Annotated in this window: 19 protein-coding genes and 2 riboswitches; of the genes, 4 read left to right on the top strand and 15 right to left on the bottom strand. The window is 49.2% G+C overall.

Annotated features, from left to right (window positions below; all coding sequences use genetic code 11):
* Positions 1-39 precede the first annotated feature (39 nt).
* The gene (locus HNR77_RS21875) at positions 40-993 is read left to right on the top strand and encodes an L-lactate dehydrogenase (RefSeq protein ID WP_145405656.1); all 954 of its coding nucleotides are present in this window, start codon (positions 40-42) and stop codon (positions 991-993) included.
* Positions 994-1,123: 130 nt separating this feature from the next.
* On the opposite strand, the gene HNR77_RS21870 is transcribed toward HNR77_RS21875, so the two are convergent.
* From HNR77_RS21870 to HNR77_RS21845, 6 genes are all read right to left on the bottom strand, one after another.
* Positions 1,124-3,832 (bottom strand): PAS domain-containing hybrid sensor histidine kinase/response regulator, encoded by a 2,709-nt coding sequence (locus HNR77_RS21870; RefSeq protein ID WP_184189109.1) that lies wholly within the window; start codon positions 3,830-3,832, stop codon positions 1,124-1,126.
* A gap of 310 nt (positions 3,833-4,142) precedes the next feature.
* Positions 4,143-4,874 carry an ABC transporter permease gene (locus HNR77_RS21865; RefSeq protein ID WP_184189106.1) on the bottom strand — a complete coding sequence of 244 codons (732 nt, stop codon included), beginning with the start codon at positions 4,872-4,874 and terminating at the stop codon, positions 4,143-4,145.
* Between the two features lies 1 nt (position 4,875).
* Positions 4,876-5,592 (bottom strand): ABC transporter permease, encoded by a 717-nt coding sequence (locus HNR77_RS21860; RefSeq protein ID WP_184189103.1) that lies wholly within the window; start codon positions 5,590-5,592, stop codon positions 4,876-4,878.
* Positions 5,589-6,503: an ABC transporter ATP-binding protein gene (locus tag HNR77_RS21855; RefSeq protein ID WP_184189101.1), complete on the bottom strand. Its 915-nt coding sequence runs from the start codon at positions 6,501-6,503 to the stop codon at positions 5,589-5,591. Before HNR77_RS21855 ends, HNR77_RS21860 begins: the two co-directional genes overlap by 4 nt.
* Before the next feature lie 132 nt (positions 6,504-6,635).
* Positions 6,636-8,159, bottom strand: coding sequence for a HAMP domain-containing sensor histidine kinase (locus tag HNR77_RS21850; RefSeq protein WP_260410756.1), 1,524 nt, complete (start codon positions 8,157-8,159; stop codon positions 6,636-6,638).
* A gap of 32 nt (positions 8,160-8,191) precedes the next feature.
* Entirely contained in the window at positions 8,192-8,875 is a 684-nt protein-coding gene (locus HNR77_RS21845; protein WP_184189095.1) for a response regulator transcription factor, read from the bottom strand.
* 232 nt (positions 8,876-9,107) lie between these two features.
* On the opposite strand from HNR77_RS21845, the gene HNR77_RS21840 reads away from it, so the two are divergent.
* Positions 9,108-10,868 (top strand): alpha-glycosidase, encoded by a 1,761-nt coding sequence (locus HNR77_RS21840; RefSeq protein ID WP_184189092.1) that lies wholly within the window; start codon positions 9,108-9,110, stop codon positions 10,866-10,868.
* 178 nt (positions 10,869-11,046) lie between these two features.
* On the opposite strand, the gene sdaAA is transcribed toward HNR77_RS21840, so the two are convergent.
* From sdaAA to HNR77_RS21815, 5 genes are all read right to left on the bottom strand, one after another.
* Entirely contained in the window at positions 11,047-11,973 is a 927-nt protein-coding gene (gene sdaAA, locus HNR77_RS21835) for an L-serine ammonia-lyase, iron-sulfur-dependent, subunit alpha (RefSeq protein ID WP_184189089.1), read from the bottom strand.
* Positions 11,963-12,652, bottom strand: coding sequence for an L-serine ammonia-lyase, iron-sulfur-dependent subunit beta (sdaAB, locus tag HNR77_RS21830; RefSeq protein ID WP_184189086.1), 690 nt, complete (start codon positions 12,650-12,652; stop codon positions 11,963-11,965). The genes sdaAA and sdaAB overlap by 11 nt, the downstream gene beginning before the upstream one ends.
* A 114-nt stretch (positions 12,653-12,766) precedes the next feature.
* A riboswitch (glycine riboswitch) is annotated at positions 12,767-12,904 on the bottom strand.
* Positions 12,905-12,908: 4 nt separating this feature from the next.
* Positions 12,909-13,037: riboswitch (glycine riboswitch) on the bottom strand.
* 218 nt (positions 13,038-13,255) lie between these two features.
* A complete protein-coding gene (locus HNR77_RS21825) occupies positions 13,256-14,347 on the bottom strand; it encodes a LolA family protein (protein WP_184189083.1) in 1,092 nt (363 codons plus the stop codon).
* 36 nt (positions 14,348-14,383) lie between these two features.
* Positions 14,384-15,850: a HAMP domain-containing sensor histidine kinase gene (locus tag HNR77_RS21820; RefSeq protein ID WP_184189080.1), complete on the bottom strand. Its 1,467-nt coding sequence runs from the start codon at positions 15,848-15,850 to the stop codon at positions 14,384-14,386.
* On the bottom strand, positions 15,847-16,569 hold the full coding sequence (locus tag HNR77_RS21815) for a response regulator transcription factor (RefSeq protein ID WP_184189077.1): 723 nt from the start codon (positions 16,567-16,569) through the stop codon (positions 15,847-15,849). The genes HNR77_RS21820 and HNR77_RS21815 overlap by 4 nt, the downstream gene beginning before the upstream one ends.
* Positions 16,570-16,822: 253 nt before the next feature.
* Between HNR77_RS21815 and HNR77_RS21810 the strand changes: the two genes are divergently transcribed.
* Positions 16,823-17,428 (top strand): TetR/AcrR family transcriptional regulator, encoded by a 606-nt coding sequence (locus HNR77_RS21810; protein WP_184189074.1) that lies wholly within the window; start codon positions 16,823-16,825, stop codon positions 17,426-17,428.
* 20 nt (positions 17,429-17,448) lie between these two features.
* A complete protein-coding gene (locus tag HNR77_RS21805) occupies positions 17,449-18,075 on the top strand; it encodes an HXXEE domain-containing protein (RefSeq protein ID WP_184189071.1) in 627 nt (208 codons plus the stop codon).
* 111 nt (positions 18,076-18,186) lie between these two features.
* On the opposite strand, the gene pstB is transcribed toward HNR77_RS21805, so the two are convergent.
* The 4 genes from pstB to HNR77_RS21785 form a co-directional block, all read right to left on the bottom strand.
* Complete coding sequence (gene pstB, locus HNR77_RS21800) at positions 18,187-18,942, bottom strand: phosphate ABC transporter ATP-binding protein PstB (RefSeq protein ID WP_184189068.1); 756 nt, start codon at positions 18,940-18,942, stop codon at positions 18,187-18,189.
* Between the two features lie 12 nt (positions 18,943-18,954).
* Positions 18,955-19,848, bottom strand: a complete 894-nt coding sequence (gene pstA, locus HNR77_RS21795) for a phosphate ABC transporter permease PstA (protein ID WP_184189065.1) — start codon at positions 19,846-19,848, stop codon at positions 18,955-18,957.
* Positions 19,845-20,780, bottom strand: a complete 936-nt coding sequence (gene pstC / locus HNR77_RS21790; protein ID WP_145405642.1) for a phosphate ABC transporter permease subunit PstC — start codon at positions 20,778-20,780, stop codon at positions 19,845-19,847. The genes pstA and pstC overlap by 4 nt, the downstream gene beginning before the upstream one ends.
* A gap of 114 nt (positions 20,781-20,894) precedes the next feature.
* Complete coding sequence (locus HNR77_RS21785) at positions 20,895-21,830, bottom strand: phosphate ABC transporter substrate-binding protein (RefSeq protein WP_184189062.1); 936 nt, start codon at positions 21,828-21,830, stop codon at positions 20,895-20,897.
* Positions 21,831-21,928 lie beyond the last annotated feature (98 nt).

Raw genomic sequence — 21,928 nt, 5'->3', positions numbered from 1 at the left:
GTAACGGATTAAATCCAATGTAAACGGAGGCTGAAGGCAGTGTTAGGCAAATCAGGTAAAGTAGCGGTGATCGGAGCAGGTCTGGTTGGTTCAAGTTGTGCATATTCAATGATTAATCAATCGATCTGCCGAGAAATTATGATGGTTGATCGGACGTATGATCGGGCTGTTGCACAGGCGTTGGACTTTTCCCATTGTATGGACTTCACGCATAACCGGACCAAGGTGTACGCAGGTACGTATGCTGATTGCGGCAGCATGGACGTGATCATTCTGACCGCAGGGGCTAATCCGAAGCCTGGACAGACGAGACTGGATGTGCTGGAGGAAGCGGAGTCCATTGCCAAAGACATCGTCGTTCCCATTATGAACAGCGGTTTCAACGGCATTTTTGTGGTCGCCGCCAATCCTGTAGACATCGTTACGTATATGGTATGGAAACTATCCGGGCTGCCGCGCGAGCGTGTCATTGGAACCGGAACCTCCATTGACTCATCCCGGCTCAAAACGCTGCTGTCCGAGGTATTCTCCATCGACCCGCGCAGTGTACACGGTTACGCACTGGGGGAACACGGGGAATCCCAATTTGTTGCCTGGTCTCATGTGACAATCGGTGGCAAACCGATCCTGCACATTCTGGAGCAGCACAAGGAGCGCTTCAAACATCTCGATCTGGACGATATCGCCAAAAAAACAAAGGATGCCGGCTGGGAGATTTTTACCCGCAAAGGCTCAACCCAGTTCGGCATCGGTAATGCCCTCGCCCATATTACCCGCTCCATCCTGAACGATGAGCATAAAATCATTGCCGTCTCCGCGATTCTGGAGGGAGAGTATGGACAACATAATGTCTGTGCAGGTGTTCCTGCCATCATTGGCGAAGGCGGCATACAGGAGATTATCGAACTGAATCTCGATGGAGCGGAATATGACAAGTTTAATCGCTCCTGTGAAATTTTATCAGGCAATATCAACCGTCTGACCATCGCCTGAATTCTGAGAATTGAATAGGGAGTCTGGGTAGGGAGCAGCCGCCCTCACTCCATGCGTACAATCAAAACAACCAAAACAACCTCAATATCCACCACACCGTCTGTGGATATTGAGGTTGTTTGATTCTATGTTAATTCGGAGCTAGCCGTGGTTCATCGGAAGGGCCCCATTGCTGCAAGACACGCTTTAACTCACTCAGCATCACCGGTTTGCTAATGAAATCTCGCATGCCGATTTCCAGACAAGCTTCCTTATCTTCTCGTTTCGTATTGCCTGTTACAGCGATAATCGGAGGAATCCGATCCTCCGGAATAAGCCTGTGTAACAGATCGGTGGCCTTGAGCCCATCCATTACAGGCATGTGAATGTCCATCAGCACGATATCATAAGCATTCTGGGAGATCGCGTCAATGGCTTCCACACCGTTGGTACACACATCGGCCTGATAACCCAGCTTCTCCAGATATTCCTGCAGAATTTTTCGATTGACCGGATGATCCTCAGCCACAAGAATACGCATGGCTACCTTGTCACTTTGACGTGTACGGTCATGCTGGAACTCACTTGCCGATTTCTTTCCAGAAGCTTCCACCCGTGCGGCAGGAATCGCGAATCGGAAAATGGAACCTTTACCCTCCGTGCTCTCTACACTGATCGTTCCACCCATAATCTCCACAAGCCTTTTGGATATCACCAGCCCCAGCCCTGTACCGCCGTACTTGCGGTTAATGACTGGATGCAGCTGGGAGAACGACTGGAACAGCTGATCCAGCTTATCCGCAGGAATCCCGATCCCTGTATCCTCTACAGCAAAATCAAGTACCGTATCTTCCGGTCTGCTGCCCTTGATCATATCAACCGTCACATCAATGCTTCCCTGATCGGTGAACTTGAGCGCATTGCCAACTAGGTTCACCAGAATCTGGCGGATTCGCATCGCATCCCCTGCCATGTAGTCAGGAATGCTTGGATTCAGACGGAAGCGAATCTCCAGATGTTTCTCATCTGCGCGCGGCTTGAACAGCTCCGCGACCTGCTCCAGCATCTTGCGCAGCGAGAACGGCTCATAGGCCAGTGCCATTTTACCGGATTCCAGCTTACTGAAGTCGAGAATATCATTCAGAATATTCAGCAATGCATCGCCACTCTCCTGAATGATCTGTGCGTACTCTCGTTGCTCCTCAGACAAGTCCGTGCCTACCAGCAGCTCGGTCATGCCCACGATGCCGTTCATCGGTGTGCGAATCTCATGACTCACAAGGGACAGGAATTCCGATTTTGCTTGTGCAGCCAGCTCGGCCGTCTCCTTGGCACGAACAATCTCGCGCTCTCCAGTAACGTCATTGAATACAATAACTGCACCACGAATCTGTCCCTCATCAATGATCGGAGTCACCTGATATTGAACCAGGAAGCTGCTGCCGTCTTTGCGCCAGAACACATCTTCCATCACCGACCGGGCATGTCCATCCATTACCGTCATATGGATCGGGCACTCTTCTTTAGGAAAATAGCTGCCATCGGCTCGGGAGTGATGGATAATAGGATGTGAGCTTTTGCCGATAAATTCATCGGCTTCATATCCAAACATTGAAGCAGCCGCCGGATTCATAAACATCGTAACGCCGTCTGTATCCAGGCCGTAAATGCCTTCCGTTACGGTATTCAGAATCAACTCATGCTGCTTGCTCAGCTCCTGAATCCTCTCCGTGTACTCCTTGCGCTCCGTAATATCGGATACAATGCCGTAAACACCGACCATTTCCTTATCTACAATAATCGGAACATTTGTTACTGATACTTCAATCTTGCGGCCGCTTGAACTAACAACGCGTGTCTCGTAATATTGAGGCTCTCCTTGCTTCACAAGCTCAAAGAAGGCCTCTCCTTTGTTCTTCTCACTCTTCTCCAGATTCGACAAGAATGATCGTCCGATCAGCTTGCTGCGCGGAATGTCCAGCATCTGCACCATATTGCTGTTCACTGCGCTGTACTCGCCTTCCAGGTTCAAGGAGTATACGGCAGCGGGATTGTATTCGAACAATGACTTGTACCTCTGGCGGCTTTCGCGCAGACGCCGATCTGCATCCTTATGCTGAGTGATATCGCGGCTGATGCTGACAATCTGGCTCACCTCGCCCTGCTCTCCCGCTACAGGCTTCGCCAGTGTCTCCATCCAGATATAGTGTCCTTCCTTATGCAGCACTCTCATCTTGCATCCATTTCCAACACTCGAAAGCGCCAGAAGATCAGGATAATCTCCCGGGTAACAGTAGGACTTGAGGGATTTTCCCGTAACTTCCCCCGGCTCGTATCCCAGCAGCGTATAGACCGATGGAGAAACATATAACAATGTGCCGTCCGTAGTACAGGTAGTTATCAGGTCTTGTGCATGTTCTGCGAGCACCTGATACTTCTCCTGTGTCTCCTGCAGTTCCCGTTCCATTTTCACCTTGTCGGTCACATCCTTGGCAATGCCGTAAATGCCGACAACCTCTCTATCTTCGGTTATGGGTATATAAGTAACCTGTGCATGCTTCACAGAACCGTCTTTATGATAAAACGCCATGGATTCACTGACCGAATGTCCAGCCAGCACCTCTTCAATGAATTGCTCTCGTCTTGTCTCACTTTCAGGCGGGCTGATGCGATCCCGACTCACCCCTGCAAGCTCTCCAATCTTGTAGCCGGATAACCGTTCGAATGAAGGGTTTGCATCGATATGGTTTCCTTCAATGTCCATGACATAGATGGCATCCGGGTGATTGAAAAACAATGACCGGTAAGAGCTTCCCTCAGAAATAATTCGTTTCAGGGTTTCCGTTTTATTCAATTCCAAAGGCCTACCCCTCTTTTCTCAGCCAAATCTTCTTTTCACCTTTATTTCATTATACGCCACTCTTGGCTGTAACAAGGCTTACCCTCGAATAACCATGTAAGACCGACTAGAAACAGCTTTTTTTATTTTACCAGATTCTTATCTCATTTTGCCTATATCCTATGATAAAATCCACAGCTATCATGATGAAAAAAATGGATCATCTGGAAGCTAACAATAAAAAAATCTCCTGAGATTGCCCGCATACGAATAACGATGCGGCAGTCCCAAGAGAGATATTGAATTTAGCAAAACCGTTGTGACAAGCCCTTTATACTTCCTTTTTGGAAAAATAGATCATGCCAATGGCGATAAACAGAACAGCACTGCCTCCTACTACCGATAAAAGTGTACTTAGCGGAACATTGTATGCCCCGAATCCTGCTCCCTCGATCGGAACCATCAGAATCATCGGCTGAGCCCATGGATAATAGGGTCCATACGTAGCTGAATTCGCAACCAGAATATTCGGAATGGTCAGTGCAAAATTTAATGCCAATGGTGCGGCGAAGCTGCTCCAGATCAGAGAGACAAACATCTGCAATGCAGCCAGCGGTACACAAGCCAGAAAACCGAGCAGCAATCTGCCCAAAATCAGACTCCATGGGATAGGATCTGCCATGCCCTGGATCATGCCTGTCAGCAGAATACTACCGAGCATCAGCAGCTGTGTGCCAGCAACCAGAGCCATTACAATGGTGAATTTCCCCCAATATACACCTGCTCGTGTAAGTGGTAGAACCAATAACTGCTTCCAGCCGCCGCCTGCATGCTCGAATCGGCATACAAACGAAGTGAAGACACCTGTCAACATCGGCAGCAGCAGCATCCCATGCAGCATAACCATCACTGACATCAAAGCATTCCAATCCCCCGTAGAGGACAACAGACCGATAAGCAAGGAAATGAGCGGACTGATCAGTACAAGGAGCCAAACCGGCGATTTAGCCATTTTCAAGCGTTCAGCAGAAAGAATACGAAAATAGGTCGTCGTAAAGCTCATGTCAGGCCACATCCTTTCTGCTGAAGTGCATCATGCCAATCAGCATAATCAGGATTCCCAAGCCTGCGCCCATGCCCGCGTACAAGTAGGGATTCGGTGAACTCCATGCCATTTGCGCCCAAGCCAGTGGAAAGTGTGGGGAGATGGATAAGGAGAACATGCCAGTAATGGCAAGAATAATGCCAAATGTAACCGGCAGCGCCTGGTTTTTGGATACCAGCGTAAGCCACAATTCAATGGACAATACCGGGAGCGCACCGGCCAGAGGCATTAGTCCGAGCTTCAGCGCCTGTGCCCAAGGTATTTCTTTGGCATCGAAGCCAAGCACCAGTCCTAATCCAACAACACCAGCCGTCAGCAGCAGACTGGAGATGATCAGCAGCACGCAAGCCAGCAGGAACTTTGCCAGATAGACCGCGGGTCTGGAGATGGGCAGTGCGAGCAGCTGCTTCCACGAGCCCTGCTCATGCTCGATTCCGGCAACCATGGAACTGAGAATCGTCGCACCCAGCATCAAAGCGAGCGGTACAAAAACAATAACGTTTTCCAGCAAACCTCCCCACAGATTGCCTGCGTACTGCTCTTTCAAATAATCCAGCCGTAAACCGAAATTCAAGGCCTGCATGGCCGTTAATCCGATCGGGGCCAGAAATACCAGAAACCAGATGCCTTTCCCACGTATCTTGAGCCAATCCGAAGATAATGCACGCCCGGTCATACAGACGCCCCCTCACCAATAACACGCAGGAACAGATCCTCAAGAGACTGGCGCTGTTCTTCCACCCGATACACGTCATGCTCCTGTTCAATCAGGCGGCGAATGAGAAGGGCAACTGCACTGTTGTCCATATAAGGGAATGTTAATGTTGCCCCCTGCTGCGAACCGAATTGTCCCTGCTCACGAGCCAGCTTCATTGCCGCCTCCGGCTCTGATACCATAAGTCTGATAGTGCTGCCAGTCTGGCTTTGCAGACTGGCAATGGTATCCTGCAGCACCATTTTGCCATCCCGGATGATGCCAACACGGCTGGCCATCTGCTCCACTTCACTCAGCAAGTGACTGGAGACCAGTACGGTAATGCCATGCTCCAGCGGCATACGTTTGATGAGCTCACGGATTTCCTGAATCCCCGCCGGATCAAGTCCGTTGGTCGGCTCATCCAGTATGAGCAATTCGGGATCACCCAGCAGTGCACTGGCAATACCCAGACGCTGCTTCATACCCAGGGAGTATCCTTTGACGGCCCGTTTGGCATCTTTGGTCAGATCGACAATAGACAATACCTCGTCAATTCTGGACTTGGGCACATTGATAATGCGGCGCAGCACTTCAAGATTCTCCACCGCATTCAGATGTCCATAATAGGATGGGTACTCCACCAGAGAACCTACACGGCGCAAAATATCCATACGTTCCTTGCGAATATCCTTGTCAAAGACACGGATGACTCCCTTGGTTGGTTTGATCAAGCCGAGCAGCATGCGGATGGTTGTTGTTTTACCGGCACCATTCGGACCGAGGAAGCCGTAGATATCTCCCTTTTTAATATGCAGATCAAGCTCACGGACCGCTGCACGGTCCTTGTATGTTTTCCATAAATTTGCCGTTTGAATAATATTTTCACTCACTATTAATCACCTCGGAACTATCGTAACCCTCCAAGGTTAAAGCAAGCCTACGTGCAAGTTTAAGTTTGGTTTAAAAAGAGGCTCGGTATAGAGGCGCGAAATGATAGAGCACTCGTTTATTCTCCTGAACGCTTATCCTTCTCTCCCACTGTACAGATAGGTACGGACACCCGCCTCGGAACTGTCTACCCGTTTGCGCAGGCCCATCTCGCGAATTAACAAATCGACGATCGACAGTCCAAGTCCTGTACCCTTCGTTCCTGAATCGGCCTGAATCCCCGGCCCATGATCCTCAATGACCACAGCGGTTTGGTCCTGCACCTGCTCGGTCGATATGCGGATATATTTGCCGCTCGCAGCGTGACGAACAACATTTTGAAACAGATTATCCAGTACACGCCTCATTCCCTGCTCATCCACATCCCACATCAACGGAGCTTCCGGCAGATCAATATCAATCTCAAAGTTCTCCTTCTCCCACACGGGATACCAAGAAGCCACAGCTTCTCTGACCATACGCAGCACATCCTTCTGCTCCAGCTTCAGCGTGTACCTTCCGCTCGTAAGCAGATTATAGGAAAGCATATTATCTATAAGCTCACTGAGATCCTGCATCTTCTTCTCCATGCGGCCTAGTGCTCGAATGCCCTGCTCGCTGAGATTTTCTTTGTGCAATGCATGCATGTGACCGCGGATAACCGTCAGGGGTGTGCGCAGATCATGAGAGAGACCCGCAACCAGCCGTTTGCGAAGCTGCTCTTCCTCCCGCTCCCGCTGGAGGCTGTCCGTTAACCGATACACCATCTGATTAAAGGATTCCTCCAGATGCCCGATTTCATCCGATCTTCGGATATGGACCGGATTCGGAATACCCTCATGATCCGGGGCAGCCATCGCCGTCTGAAGGCGAACGAGGCGCTTGCGGATTTGAGCGAAAAACAGAATAGACATCACGATGAATAAAACAAAAACAAGCAGCATAACTACGCCAAAATAAATGAATTCTACTACCCCGCTACTGGAAGTTTTTTGAATGAATTTTCGAGGGACCTCGATCACCATGAAACCTTGTCCTTTGTTTTCATTTCCACCTCCAATATAAGCAACAACGGTTAGCGGATTGCGATAGGGCGCCTTCTTCATGAACTGTATGGCATAATTCGCCGTCCATGCTGCAGGAATTAGGGTCTCTTCCTCCTCTCCAATTGCGGAAGGCCACTTCAGTGTGACATCGGTATCTGAGGTCCCGGGCATGACCTGTGAAGTGTGTGATGACTTTGACTTCAACACCCGGGCTTCTTCGCCACCAAGAATCAGCACCGTTCTGCCTTCTGCATTCACACGGTACATGGCCGATCTGGGATACTTCTCCTGCAGCTGTTTCATTCGTGTATTAATCATCTGATCCGACGCCCCATCCAGCTTTTTGGATTCACTAGCCCACAGATTGGTAATGTTATCAGCGTTACCGTAAGGTGCGTCTATACTATCGCTGGTATTGCTGATGACCACAATGAAAACCGATGCTACCAAAGGAACCACAACAGGCACAAACAACACAGCCGCCAAAATGAGAAGCATATATCTTGTCATCAAAGAACGTCCGAACTTCATTTTGGGCCGGACAGAGGGCTGTAATGTCGCGTTCCGTTCCATTCTCTTTGCTTTTCGTTGCCGGAGCCAGCTAATCATGGCTTCTTCACTCGGTATCCTACACCACGCACCGTCTGAATGATGACCGGGTTCGCCGGATCAAGCTCCAGCTTCTCCCGCAGATGCCGGATATGTACCATTAGTGTCTTGTCTCCATCCAGATAAGGTTCGTTCCATACCGCCTCATAGATCTGCTCTTTGGTACGGATCATCCCCATATTTCTGAGCAGATACGAGAAAATGTGAAACTGTTTGCCTGATAAAATAATTTCTTCTCCCGTCTGCTCGTTAACGATCCGGTTATCCTTCTCATAGATCGCCAGATGATCGAGCTTCAAGACATTATTGCTGGATACAGCCGCACCTGCCTTGCGCAGCTGCACCTCAATGCGGGCAGCAAGCTCGTCTGGATGAAATGGCTTGGTCACATAGTCATCGGCAAAATCAAGCCCATGCAGCTTGTCGTCAATCGACGTTCTGGCCGAGAGCATGACGATCGGCACAGCAGGGTACTCTTTTTTCAAACGCTGACCTATTGTAAATCCATCCAGTCCTGGCAGCATAACGTCCAGTATCACCAGAGAACAGCCCGCTGCCGCCTCAACAGCACCCTCTCCGCTGCCGAGCCACGTGACCTCATAACCGCGGTCCTCCAGATCCTCTCTTACCCACGCCGCAATCTCGGTATCGTCTTCAATGTATAACAATTTGTTTTTCATATATGTACTCGTTTCCTTTCACTACCCTTTGGGTTAATGATATATCTGGGCAGATTTGGCATATCCGCATCACTTCATCATTACAGATGACCTGCCTTCAGAGTTATTATAACGCAATCCGTGTTGACGTAATATTAACCGAAACATTCAGCTTCACAATAGTCGGATAAGCATTACATATACCACACTTGCTTCTGCATATCCTATACACATCTGACGGGAGGAATTTCACATGCTGCTCGAAGCCATCTTTCACCAACCCAAACGGAACTGGGCCTATGCCTATGACCAGGATACCATTCACCTGCGCCTGCGTGCCAAAAAGAATGACTTGACCGAGGTTTATGCCCTGACCGGGGATAAATATGCGTGGGAGGAAACACGGGATATCGTGCCGTTGACCAAATTCACGTCAGATTCCATGTTTGATTATTACGAGGGGGAAGTGAAACCTCCGTATCGTCGATTGAAGTATGCTTTTTTGCTTAAAAATGGGGATGAACAGATCTGGATGACCGAGACGGACTTCCAGGACGAGGAGCCGGATGATCCGGGCCGGATGTTTCAGTTCCCTTATATTCATGCAGGAGCTGTATTTACACCCCCGGCTTGGGTGAAGGATGCAGTATTTTATCAAATTTTCCCCGAACGCTTCGCGAACGGTAATCCTGCAATCAATCCCGAGAAGGCTGAACCATGGGGCGGTGAACCTACACCGTTCAATTTCTTTGGCGGCGACCTGCAAGGGGTGATGGATCATCTGGATTACCTTAGCGAACTGGGCATTAATGCAATCTACTTCACTCCCATCTTTGAGGCTACGACAAACCATAAATACGATACCGAAGACTACCTGCGCGTAGATCGCCACTTCGGAGATGCGGATACGGTGAAACGTTTGGTTAAGCTGTGTCACGAACGCGGCATTCGTGTACTGCTGGATGCGGTATTTAATCATTCCGGCAAAACATTTGCCCCATTCCTGGACGTGCAGAAGCACGGCGCGGCATCCAAATACAAAGACTGGTTTCATATCCACGAGTTTCCGCTGGACGTGAAGGAAGGCATTCCAACTTATGAGACGTTTGGCTTTGAACCACATATGCCCAAGCTGAATACCGAAAACCCCGATGTCAAAGCCTACTTGCTTGAAGTAGCCGAGTATTGGATCAAGGAAATCGGCACGGACGGCTGGCGTCTCGATGTAGCCGATGAAGTGGATGATGCTTTTTGGCGTGATTTCCGCCGTGTCGTGAAAGCAGCCAATCCCGACGCCTACATTCTGGGCGAAATATGGAATGAGTCCTCTGCCTGGCTGCAGGGCGACCAGTTTGATGCCGCGATGAATTATCCGTTTACGGCAGCTGTGAATGCTTTCTTTGTTGAAGATAAGATGCACGCCGAACAATTCGCCAACTCCATAGGCCGCCAGTTATCCCGCTATCCGCTTCAGGCCAGCGAGGTGGCGTTTAACTTGCTGGACAGTCATGATACCCCCCGCCTGCTTACCTTGTGCGAGGGAGATCAGCGCAAGATGAAGCTGGCCGCATTGTTCCAGTTCAGCTATATGGGAGCACCCTGCATCTATTATGGTGACGAGATTGGCCTCGACGGGGACCATGATCCGGGATGCCGCAAATGCATGGAGTGGGATGAAGCGAAGCAGGACCGGGAACTGCTCAGCTTTTATCAAAAGCTGATTGCCCTTCGTCATGCACATCCGGCATTGCGTGCAGAAGGCACGGTTCGCTTCCTGCAAGCCCGTGCGGGCGGCAGTCAGCTCGTTATGGAACGCAAGAGTGATACCGAGCGCATTCTGGTGCTGTTCAACCGCTCAGAGGAAACCGCCATCGTTGAGCTGGAGGCAGGCGATCAGCCCTGGACCGAGCTGTTTGAAGGCAATCACCGCACCGCTATAGACCAAGGGGTTCTCGCCATTGAACTGCCTGCCTATGGCTATGCCGTTATGCGTACGGAACTGGCGGAGCAATAATAATAGCCAGATTCTTCACCTGGCATGGATTAAGTATATGTTCACAACGACGCTACAGGTCGACAAACGGGGCAGACAGTCCATATAAAAAGCGTTCATCATAACCTGATCTGCTACACAGGTGGATGAACGCTCTTTTGTCATGTGTTTTTTTGTATTCGGTTTGTCTTGTTTTGCCTTAATCCGTACCTGGGATATCAGGTTTGTCTTCCGGCTCTGCCCGCTTCGCCTTCGGTTTCGCCAGCTTTTCCATCATTTTGCGGCCTGTAGGGGTCTGGGCAAGCCCGCCCTGCGCTGTCTCACGATGACGGCTAGGCATCGCACTGCCCACCTCCAGCATGACATCAATCACTTCATCGGAAGGAATGGCGCTGCGTACGCCTGCCAGAGCCATATCCGCCGCAGCCAGTGCGGTAACGGCGCCGAGTCCGTTACGCACGATGCATGGAATCTCTACCAGGCCAGCCACCGGATCACAGATGAGGCCCAGTGTATTTTTCAAAGCCAGCCCGACCGCATGCACGACCTGCTCCGGCGTGCCGCCGCGCAGCTCCACCATCGCACCCGCAGCCATACCGATTGCAGACCCTACCTCGGCCTGGCAGCCGCCCTCCGCACCGGAGATAAATGAGTTGTTGGCAATGACGTACCCGATAGCCCCGGCACAGAACAGTCCGTTCACCAGATGTTCATCCGTCCAGCCAAAGCGTTCCTGCGAGCTGATGAACACACCCGGAATAATACCGCAGGAGCCCGCTGTTGGCGTAGCCACGATACGCCCCATAGAAGCATTCACTTCCGATACACACAGAGCGTAGGCCATAGCAAGAGCAGAAGCTTCACCGGAGCAGGTCTCCCCCTGGCGAATGTATTCGGCCATCTTTTTCCCGTCTCCACCAGTCAGTCCGCTGCGTGATGTTGTATCCTCTGTAAGCCCCTTGCGCACCGCTTCCTTCATCACCTGGTAGTATTCAGACATCTGCTTCACCACGTCTGCCTCCGGTGTGTTCGTCTCCTGCACCTGCTCCTCAATCATTAGCTGCGCAATTGTTTTGGACTCGGCTGTGCAGATCGCGTTTAATTCATGCAAATGTTTAAACCGCATTCGGGTCAACCCCTCTCTTCAGATCAATCACTCGAATGTCCAGCACATGATCCAGCGAACGCAGTTTTTTCAGAACCTCTTCACTCGGAGGAGCATCCATCTCCATCGCCGTCAGCGCCTCTCCATCCCGTGCCTTTCGATCCACCTGCATATACCCGATGTTCACTCCAGAGGAGCTAATTGTTGAAGTGACCGAGGCCAGCACGCCTGCTTTGTCTGCATGACGCAATACTAACGTTGGAAATTCCCCACTGATCTGCACGCGAAAATCATTCAGCGCATGCACCGACACACTGCCGCCGCCAATGGAAGCCCCCATTAATGAGCACTGCCGTTCACCATGCCAGAGTTCAATCTTAACCGTGTTAGGGTGGGGAGCAGGTAGACCGCTCGTATAAAATTCAACCTCCATGCCCGCTTCGGCTGCATACTGCTCTGCATCCGGTATCCGCGGATCATCCGTAACATAATCGAGCAGGCCGCCAATGAGTGCCAGATCGGTCCCGTGTCCCTGGTACGTATCTGCAAATGATCCGTACAGTGTGAGCCGCGCACGCTCCGGTGTGCATCCCAGCCATTGGCAGGCAATACGGCCCAGCCTTGCAGCACCCGCTGTATGTGAACTGGATGGTCCTGTCATCGACGGACCGATAATTGAGAAAACATCTTTAAATCGCACGTTGTAACCCTCCAATTGGTTTCGTCATCGTTATCCAGACAAGACCCGCCATAATGTTCCTGATTTACTGAATGATGACATCAAAAAAGGACAGAAGAAGGCCGTTAGCCCTCTCTCTGTCCTTGATACCTGAGAGTTTCATGATCGCAGCAGCATCAGAACAAAGTCAAGTACGTTCCTGTACCAACCTGTTTTCCGAGCTGACCAATCATATTCCCCTTGGGTGGCGCTTCTTCTGCGCACTCTCCAGAGCTGCGTCCAACGATGGTACATTTACCTGAGAGATTAACCGCTATGCCGGGTGCATAACAGCTTGCTCCTTCGGTGCCTGAACCCGGCCTGTACATTATGTGCAGTCCGCTCAGGTCTCTCCCGCTCGTTATCATTCGCTGTATTCTGTTATTTCATTACGAATCACGCTTTTGGCATTCATTCAATCATATACAGATTAATATGTCGCTCAATTTATGTCAACTAAAGTGACGCAACATGCCTGTTGTAATAAAAAGGAATCCCTGACTGTCAGAAAGTAAGGATTCCTTCGTTTCTATAATAATATGCATTGTTCACTGATTTTGTTCAAGGCTCCCTATTCACAGGATATTATTTGCTTGACTTTGCAAGCTGGAGTGCATCCGCCCACAACTGCAGCTTCTCCTGTGTCCAGGAATCATTTTCTCCCATGATCGAATATCGCAGACCTGCCTCGCTCCATGACAAATTGCGAATCATCGCCATATACGAGCCCTCTGTCTCACGAACCTTCACGTTCTTTTCATCAGGCAGCAGTTTTTCATCTACATTTTCCTCAGGTGCCTGGAATACGGTTATACTGATCTCGGGCTTGTTATTCTTCACATAATATAACGTCACCTCATCCCGGCTTTCACTCACGGACGAAGTCATCTCGATTCTCGACAATTCCAGATCCTTCCCTGCATATTGCAGGAACGGCTGACCCACTGCCTTCTCTGCTTCTTCCAGTGTTATTTCCTTGTTATTCATCACATCATTCATCTTTTTGATCTCAACGTCTGCAGGGATGTCCAGCGTAAACGTCTTGTCCGTGAATTCAGGATTGTAATCAATCAGGTCATACAGCACCTCCGATTTGGTATCCCCGTACGTACTGGTCGCTTTAATAACCATCCACTTCTTGGGGTCTATCCAATATTCGGACGATATCGACAGGGATTTTTCATCCTTGGGTGTTAGTTCAATGTGGATTACCTCATGACCTTGAATCGTTTCCTGGCCCAGCGTCTTCACGTTGTGGGAATCACGCATCCGTTCCAGTTGATCGACAAGCATCTGCTTTTGGGTTTGGTTAGGTTCTTGCTGAAACGAGGAGGAGTCCATTGAAAAAGCGGTCTTGGCCTCTTTCTCATAAATCAGAATCTCTGATCCGTTATGAACTGCATAACTTACATTTCCATCTTCCTCTGTCTCAACCCGCTGCTGTCCTATTTTCCCGTCTACCCATTCCTTCACCTGTACAGTATTTGTGATTTCCCCATCCGTCCACATCTTCAAAAGACCTTCCGCATAGTAGGAAGCCGGCTCTGACTCGGCAGCAATAATCTTCTCAATCATGTCATCCCCTGACATGCCAAGCACCTCCTTTTCCGCACATCCTGCTAACATTGAAGTGGCAATCAAGGCAGCTCCGAGCAGCTTCCATCCTTTCTTCATCATAAACGATCATCCTCCTTCTATAATTTCTGTGTATCGTTACAGTTCCGGCAATCGGCACACAGCCGCAGTCCCGTATTGTTCCGAGGACCACATGCGCATATCCCCTCCATGCTTTAATGCAATCCTTCTGGCTATGCTTAATCCCAAGCCTGAGCCTCCTGCGAAGCCGTGCCTCTCCTGCTTGTGATATTGAACATACGGCTCGAAGATTCGCTTCAGCTGTTCTGGCGGAATTGCAGGACCTTCATTCTGAATCACCAGGATCGTTGCCCCGGTTCTGTAAGGGTCAAGCTCCGCTCTGAGTAACGGATCCATCCATTCGGGGAGTTCCTCCACTGAATCAATTACAGCGAGTCCGATTCTACCTTCGGGTGGAGTATAACGAAGTGCATTATGCACCAGATTATCGGTCAGGCGCATCAGTGATTCAGGATGAATCGAGTAGAGATGATTCGTGCGTACAGACACCTGCATGTTGTAATGATCACGTTCCGCAAGTCCTCCGTAACTGCCCAGCAGCATCTCGAAAAACTCTTCCCCTTCCACCTCAACCATAGCCAGTTCCGAATCACTGGAGCCAAGCGCTGTATACATCTCAAGCTCACCGATCATCTGTTTCATGCGCTCAACATTCCTTGCAATAACATCTTTATACTCCTGTCTCTCCAATCGTTCAGAACGGTTGTCCATACTGATTGCCTCCGCATAAGCACTGATGGACATCAACGGTGTTTTCAGGTCATGAGACAGAGACGCTACAATCATCTCTTTTTCTTTTTGCTGCTTCTCCACCTCTGCCTGAGTCTGCCTGACCGTTTGCTGCATCGAATCGAACTGCTGTAGCAGCGTACCCATCTCATCGTTCCGAATTTTTGCCCGTACACCATCCGGTTTTTCTCCACGGGCAAACGCATGCATCCTGTCCATCAACACTTTCATGGGGGAGAAAAGCTTCCGGGATAGCAGCCACAGCACCGTCCCATACAACAGTACAAAGAATAACACTGCTCCGCCGACAACCCAGGTTGTTCGAATCGATATGCCTTCAAGCCAATCCTGACGCAGCATCGTTATCTCATAAATGCCCACCAGTTCTCCATGATTCCAGACCGGCTTCTTCAGCGAAAATGTACGGTGACGAATCTGCAGGTTGTACAGGTTCCGGTATAATTCAGAGCTTCTTATCGTGTATCCACCTGATGACCATGTATCCCCGCCAGAACTGTACACCCGAATGCCAGAGGGCAGATACAGATTGAAACTCACCTGTTCACTGGCAAGCTCAGGGAGAATTTGATGATGCTCGGGAGACTGCAGCTGGTACAGCTCTGGATTATCCAGCGCCTTCTCTATGGGAGCGAAACGTCCGGATAACTCCACGTATTCAGCTACTGCGCGCTGACTTTCATAATAGTTATACAAGGAAAACAATGCCCAACCCGCGGCCACAGGCAAAAACATGACAATCAGGAACGCAAGCATCAGCCAATATTTCAGCTTCATTCGATCCGCTCCCCAATAAAGCGGTAACCGCTGCCCCATACCGTTTGAATCCAGCGCGGCTGATGCGGCTCATCTCCCAGCTTTGCCCGCAGGCTTTTCACGTGTACAGTGACTGTGCTTGAGCTTCCCTCTGCCGGCTGGCCCCACACATGTTCATAAATTTCCGTTTTCGTGAATGCCCGGCCTTGATGCGAAGCCAGCAGCATAAGCAGCGCTCCTTCTTTTCCTGTCAGCTGCAGCTCGGTACCATTAAGCATTACCTGCTGATTCAGCGGGTGGATGGATAAACCGTCATTGTACTGCTGAAGAACAGAACTGGATGAGGAACCGGGTTGGCTCCCCTGATATCTACGATATCTGCTCAGGTGGGCTTCAATCCGGGCTGTAAGCTCAGCCAGACTGAAGGGTTTCGTGATATAATCATCCGCACCCAGGCCGAGCCCCTTCAGTTTGCTTTCCTCCTGGTGACATGCACTCATGATTAATACGGGAACATCACTGATTAACCTGACATGTTTGCATACGGTGAATCCGTCCATCTCCGGCAGCATCAGATCAAGCAGAACAAGCTGATACTCCCCCTTTCTGAAGTCCTCCCAGCTCTCCAGTCCACTTGATGCCCAGGTTACGGCATACCCTTCACGGCGCAGATGATCCAGCAGAATACGGGCTATTTCCGGGTCATCCTCTACCAGCAGTATGTTATCCTTGTCTGTCATTGCGCTTTCATCCTCCCATGCCTAAAGTGTAGCGAACAATCCATAAGATTCTGTAAAGTTAATACTTTCTTTATAAATGCCTGTAGTTTTAGAAGGAAAACAACCCCATTACAATGCTTCAAGCCTCGCATTTTTGTCATTTCAGGCCAAATCTCATTATAGATGTTACCCCAAATGCTGGTAAAAGTTTATTGAATTTAGACAACTATGGTGTTAAGATAAATTTAAACAATGTTTTAAACATTGTTTAAATATGACAAGAAGGGAACAAAAAGCTGTGGACAAGAACAATGAAACCAAAGAAATTATTCTTCAAACTGCCCTTGAGATGATCAAACAGGAAGGATTCGAGAAGATCACCATTCGCAGCATTGCTCAACGTTCGAATACAAACGTATCACTGGTGAATTATTACTTTGGCTCCAAGGATAAGCTGATTAGCGAAGTGATACAGATTCTGCTCTCGGGTTTTCAGGAGTCTTTTGAGGTACTGGATGACCTTACTTTGCCACCCGAGCAACGCTTGAAGCGTTTTTTGCTGCATTATGTACAGGGGATAGAGCAGTACCCTGAGCTGCTGTCGCGGGTCATTACAATGGGCGCAAATTTATTTGCTTCACAACAGGAGTATGGAAAGTTTATGCGGATGACTGGATTCGACAAAATCAAGAGTCTGCTTAAAGAGCTGACCAACGAACAGGATCAAGACATTCTAATGATGATAGTGATGCAAGTCTTCGGTGCCGTGTTCATGCCTGCACTGATGAGACAGACTCTTGAGGCTGGCTCAGGCATCGAAATGAAGCCTGTCGAATGTCAGATTGACCTGCTGCTGGAACGTTATTTTTTCAAAAAATAAGATGTGAGGAGAGATTACTCATGAATATGCTGCGTAAATACTGGCCTGATCTGGGGATGCTGGTCGCGGCAGTAACCGCAATAGGCATAGTTATGAATCTTCGTTCCATGTCGGAACTAAGTATGATCTTGTGGCTTAGCTTCATCGCCATTCTGGTGCATCAATTTGAAGAGTATCGCTGGCCCGGCTATTTTGGCGGTTTATTCAACATCGTTATATTCAAAAGTGAACAACCCACACGTTATCCGCTGAACCCGCAGTCGGCCATGGTCATTAACCTGGTTATCGCCTATGTTTTTTATCTTCTGCCCGTCTTTTTCCCAACCTTCATCTGGCTGGCACTGGCCCCGATCTTTATGGGCTTTTTCCAGTTTATCTGGCACGGTCTATTCGCCAATATCAAAGCCAAAACATGGTACAATCCCGGCCTGTTCGCCGTGCTGGTTTTTCATTTTCCAATCGGAGGATGGTATCTGTATTACATTACAGAGCACAAGCTGGCTGGCACCACCGACTGGATCATCGGATTGGTGTACTTTGTAATCGCTGTGTATCTCCTCATTATTAAAGGAAATATGTGGCTGAAGGATATCCATTCACCATTTCATTTCTCCGACAAACAGCTGGGACCTTATCACAACAAATGACTGCATCATAAAATAAAAAATACCCCATAGAGAGACTTATCAAATGTCTGCTCTATAAGGTACTGTTTAAGGTGTTTTACTATGAAATTTCCTACACCAATCCAGCAATCATTAACCAAAACGACCCATAATATATTCCTGTGTCAAACGGTTGTCCGGATTGGTAAAGATATGCTCCGTATCCCCATGCTCAATCAGGCTGCCCAGGTAAAAATAAGCCGTATAGTCCGAGATGCGCGCTGCCTGCTGCATATTATGCGTAACAATGACAATGCGCAGCTCCTGCTTCAGCTCGGAAATTAATTCTTCTACCTTGCCTGTTGATACCGGGTCAAGGGCAGATGCCGGCTCATCAAGCAGCAGAATCTGCGGATCTACGGATAACGCCCGGGCGATACAAAGGCGCTGCTGCTGACCACCCGACAGTGCCAGAGCGGAATCATGCAGCCTGTCTTTTACCTCATCCCACAGAGCAGCGCGGCGCAAGCTTTTTTCCACAATCTCATCCAGTGCTTTCTTATTCTTTGTACCACGGTAGCGGGGGCCAAACGCGATATTGTTGTAGATGGATTTATGAAAAGGGTTAGGCTTCTGCCACACCATACCAATCTTCTGACGAAGCTTGATTACATCGGTACCCGGTTCATTCAGGTCGCTGCCATCCATCCAGATATGTCCCTCCGTGCGAGAACCGGCAATCTCATCATTCATCCGGTTCAATGAACGGAGAAAGGTGGATTTTCCGCAGCCGGAAGGCCCGATCAGAGCTGTTACACTGGACTCCGGGAAGGTAAGGCTGATCTGTTTAACCGCCTGGAAATGCCCATAATATATGCTTAACTGTTCCGTACCAAAAGGTATGGCCATGTCGGTTCCTCCTTATTTCGAAGCTGTCATCCGGCGGTATACAACACGGCCGATCCAGCGTGCACTCAGATTAAACGCAAGCACTAGAATAACCAATACGGCCGATGCACCTGCCGCGATCTCCTTGGAATCTGGTCCAATGCCCTCGCTGTTGACTTTCCAGATATGCACAGCCAATGTTTCAGCAGGGCGCAGCGGATTAATTGGCGATCTCGGGCTTGTCGGATTCCAATCCGTGAAGTCCAGCGGCGGGCTGCTCATTCCGGCGGTGAACATCAGAGCAGCAGCTTCACCGAAAATCCGCCCAGAGGCCAGAATCGTTCCCGTGATCAAACTTGGCAGTGCCACAGGCAGCAGAATTGACGTAATGATTTTCCATTTGGACAAACCAAGAGCGAGTCCCGCTTCCTTCTGCTCCTTCGGAACAGCACGGAAGGCTTGCTCCGTCGTACGCACCATCAGCGGCAGGTTGAAAATAGCCAGCGCCATAGCACCCGATAAGAGAGAGAAACCAAGACCGAACGTATTAACAATCAATAATAGTCCGAACAAACCAATAACGATAGATGGGAAGGAAGACAGCACTTCAACAACCAGACGAATGAAACTTGTAATCCGTCCCGGTTTGGCGTATTCCGCCATATAAATACCACCGCCCCAGCCGAGCGGGATCGTAATAATTAACGTGAGCACAAGCAAAAATATAGAGTTAAACAATTGCGGTCCAATACCGCCGCCGCCTTTGAGCAGTTGTGGAGCACTCGTCAGGAAATGCCAGTTGATCTGGCCGATTCCCCGGAAAAGAATGAATCCGAGCAACCCGAGCAGAAGCACCACGATGAAAAGAGCGAGTACAACAATGACACCTGTTGAAATTTTATCTACTGTTTTTGCCTTTAATTTCATACCCGGTTTCTCCTTTCAAGCAGGCGAACCAGAATGACAAAGACAAAGGTCATTACCAGCAGCACAAGCGCCATACTCCAAAGTGCATTGTTATGGACAGAGCCCATCGTGGTGTTGCCCATACTCAGCGTAATTACGCTGGTCAACGTAGACGCCGATTCAAGCAGCGATGTTGGTACATGCGGTGCATTACCGATAACCATCTGTACCGCAAGTGCCTCACCGAAGGCACGCGCCATGCCTAGAACAACCCCGGTAAGCAGCGCAGGCAGAACAGTCGGAATAATGACCCGATAGATCGTTTGCCAGCGTGTTGCACCCAGTGCATAGGAAGATTCACGCAGTCCTTTAGGAAGCGCGGACAGTGCATCTGCCATAATGCTGGTCACTGTTGGCAGAATCATGACGGACAATACAAGGCATCCGGCTGCAATCCCGACACCCGCACCGCCGAACATGCTGCGCAGCAAAGGTACAATGACACTAAGACCAATAAAACCGTAAACAACCGAAGGAATACCAGACAAAAGCTCGATCGCAGGCTGCAGTATTTTTTTACCTTTACCCGGTACGATCTCCGTCATAAAGAGTGCTGCACACAGGCTAAGCGGACTTGCAATCAATGCTGCCAGAAAAGTTGTAATAAATGAACCTGTTATAAAAGGCAACGCGCCATAGGCCGCAGGTTCTCCTGTTGGATTCCATGTTTTTCCTGTTAGAAAATCACTCATGCTTATGCCGTTCTGGAAAAATGTCGACAGCCCTTTGGAGGCTACAAAATATACGATGGAAAACATGACAACGATCAGGAAAACGACACAAATCGACGTATAGATTCGTCCCGTCCACTCTTCCCAGTAGTGCTTCTCTCTCAAGGGTCGGCGTGACTTCACCTTGCTATTCATTGCCGTTCCCCCTCCGGTCTGTTCCATAACAACCATCCTTCTATAGTGGAATTGATGCAAAATATGGGATATTTTCAGAGCAAACTGCGTAAAGAGGCAGGACCTGAGTCCGCCTCTCTCGCTATATGCGCAAGTTAAAGATTATTTCGTCACGTTACCTGCTGCATCGCGTTTAACTTTCATACCAGACACTGGAATGTAGCCCAGCTCCGTTACGTCTTTTTGTTGAATCTCATCACTCAGGATGTAGTCAAGGAACGCTTTGGTTGCAGCATCCGGCTCACCTTTCGTGTACATATGCTCGTATGCCCACACCGGATAAGCACCGGATTCTACGTTTTCTACAGTTGCTTCCACACCTTCATATTTCAGAACTTGCAGGCTGTCGTCCAGGTAGGACAGGGCCAGGTAACCAATTGCACCTGGAGTCTCAGCTACAAGCTTCTTAACTGTACCGGAGGAATCCTCTTGAATTGAACCTTGGATATCTTCAACTTTCGTACCCAGCGCAAATTTTTCAAATGTTGCACGTGTACCGGAGCTGCCTGGACGGTTTACAATAACGATCGCTTGATCTTTACCGCCAACTTCTTTCCAGTTCTTCACTTTACCAGAGAAAATGTCGATCAGTTGTTGTTTGGTCAGATCCGTCACACCTGCATCTTTATTGCTTACAGGAGCAATCGCAACTACAGCAACCTGATGATCTTTCAGTTCACTTACTTTAGCAGCGTCATCGATTTTTTCTTCTGCAAACACGTCAGAGTTTCCGATTGTAGCTTGTCCGTCAGATACTTGAGTCAGACCTGTACCACTACCGCCACCTTGCACTTGTACAGTCACGTTTTTATATTCATCAACTGCCATAAATTTTTGTCCAGCTTGATCTACCAGTGGCTGCAGTGCTGTTGATCCAACAGCCAGAATGTTACCGCTGAGTTCAGCTGCAGCAGTACCTTCTCCTGATCCATTGCTTGCGGCACCATTTGTAGTACCTGCGTCGTTTTTCGATCCGCATGCTGCAAGCACCAGTACGAACGTTAAGGTCATCAAAATAAACGGCAACTTTTTAAACATGTTTTGTTTTCCTCCCCCAATGTAGTGATGGCGTTTTGTAAATTTGTGTGATCACCATCAACTCTTTAATCATTGTAGTTTTGGTATGTCATCTGAAA

Source organism: Paenibacillus sp. JGP012, assembly GCF_014203995.1.
GTDB lineage: Bacteria > Bacillota > Bacilli > Paenibacillales > Paenibacillaceae > Paenibacillus > Paenibacillus silvae.
The sequence above is the reverse complement of the archived record's forward strand: the minus strand, read 5'-3'. Positions and strand labels throughout refer to the sequence as shown.

Excerpts from the sequence above, each read along its gene's own strand:
- pstB (WP_184189068.1), bottom strand. The coding sequence starts at position 18,942 with ATGGCCATACCTTTTGGTACGGAACAGTTAAGCATATATTATGGGCAT.
- pstC (WP_145405642.1), bottom strand. The coding sequence starts at position 20,780 with ATGGAACAGACCGGAGGGGGAACGGCAATGAATAGCAAGGTGAAGTCA.
- HNR77_RS21850 (WP_260410756.1), bottom strand. The coding sequence starts at position 8,159 with ATGGAACGGAACGCGACATTACAGCCCTCTGTCCGGCCCAAAATGAAG.
- HNR77_RS21785 (WP_184189062.1), bottom strand. The coding sequence starts at position 21,830 with ATGTTTAAAAAGTTGCCGTTTATTTTGATGACCTTAACGTTCGTACTG.
- HNR77_RS21820 (WP_184189080.1), bottom strand. The coding sequence starts at position 15,850 with ATGAAGCTGAAATATTGGCTGATGCTTGCGTTCCTGATTGTCATGTTT.
- HNR77_RS21805 (WP_184189071.1), top strand. The coding sequence starts at position 17,449 with ATGAATATGCTGCGTAAATACTGGCCTGATCTGGGGATGCTGGTCGCG.
- pstA (WP_184189065.1), bottom strand. The coding sequence starts at position 19,848 with ATGAAATTAAAGGCAAAAACAGTAGATAAAATTTCAACAGGTGTCATT.
- HNR77_RS21810 (WP_184189074.1), top strand. The coding sequence starts at position 16,823 with ATGACAAGAAGGGAACAAAAAGCTGTGGACAAGAACAATGAAACCAAA.
- HNR77_RS21865 (WP_184189106.1), bottom strand. The coding sequence starts at position 4,874 with ATGAGCTTTACGACGACCTATTTTCGTATTCTTTCTGCTGAACGCTTG.
- HNR77_RS21860 (WP_184189103.1), bottom strand. The coding sequence starts at position 5,592 with ATGACCGGGCGTGCATTATCTTCGGATTGGCTCAAGATACGTGGGAAA.
- HNR77_RS21840 (WP_184189092.1), top strand. The coding sequence starts at position 9,108 with ATGCTGCTCGAAGCCATCTTTCACCAACCCAAACGGAACTGGGCCTAT.
- HNR77_RS21845 (WP_184189095.1), bottom strand. The coding sequence starts at position 8,875 with ATGAAAAACAAATTGTTATACATTGAAGACGATACCGAGATTGCGGCG.
- HNR77_RS21815 (WP_184189077.1), bottom strand. The coding sequence starts at position 16,569 with ATGACAGACAAGGATAACATACTGCTGGTAGAGGATGACCCGGAAATA.
- sdaAA (WP_184189089.1), bottom strand. The coding sequence starts at position 11,973 with ATGCGGTTTAAACATTTGCATGAATTAAACGCGATCTGCACAGCCGAG.
- HNR77_RS21825 (WP_184189083.1), bottom strand. The coding sequence starts at position 14,347 with ATGATGAAGAAAGGATGGAAGCTGCTCGGAGCTGCCTTGATTGCCACT.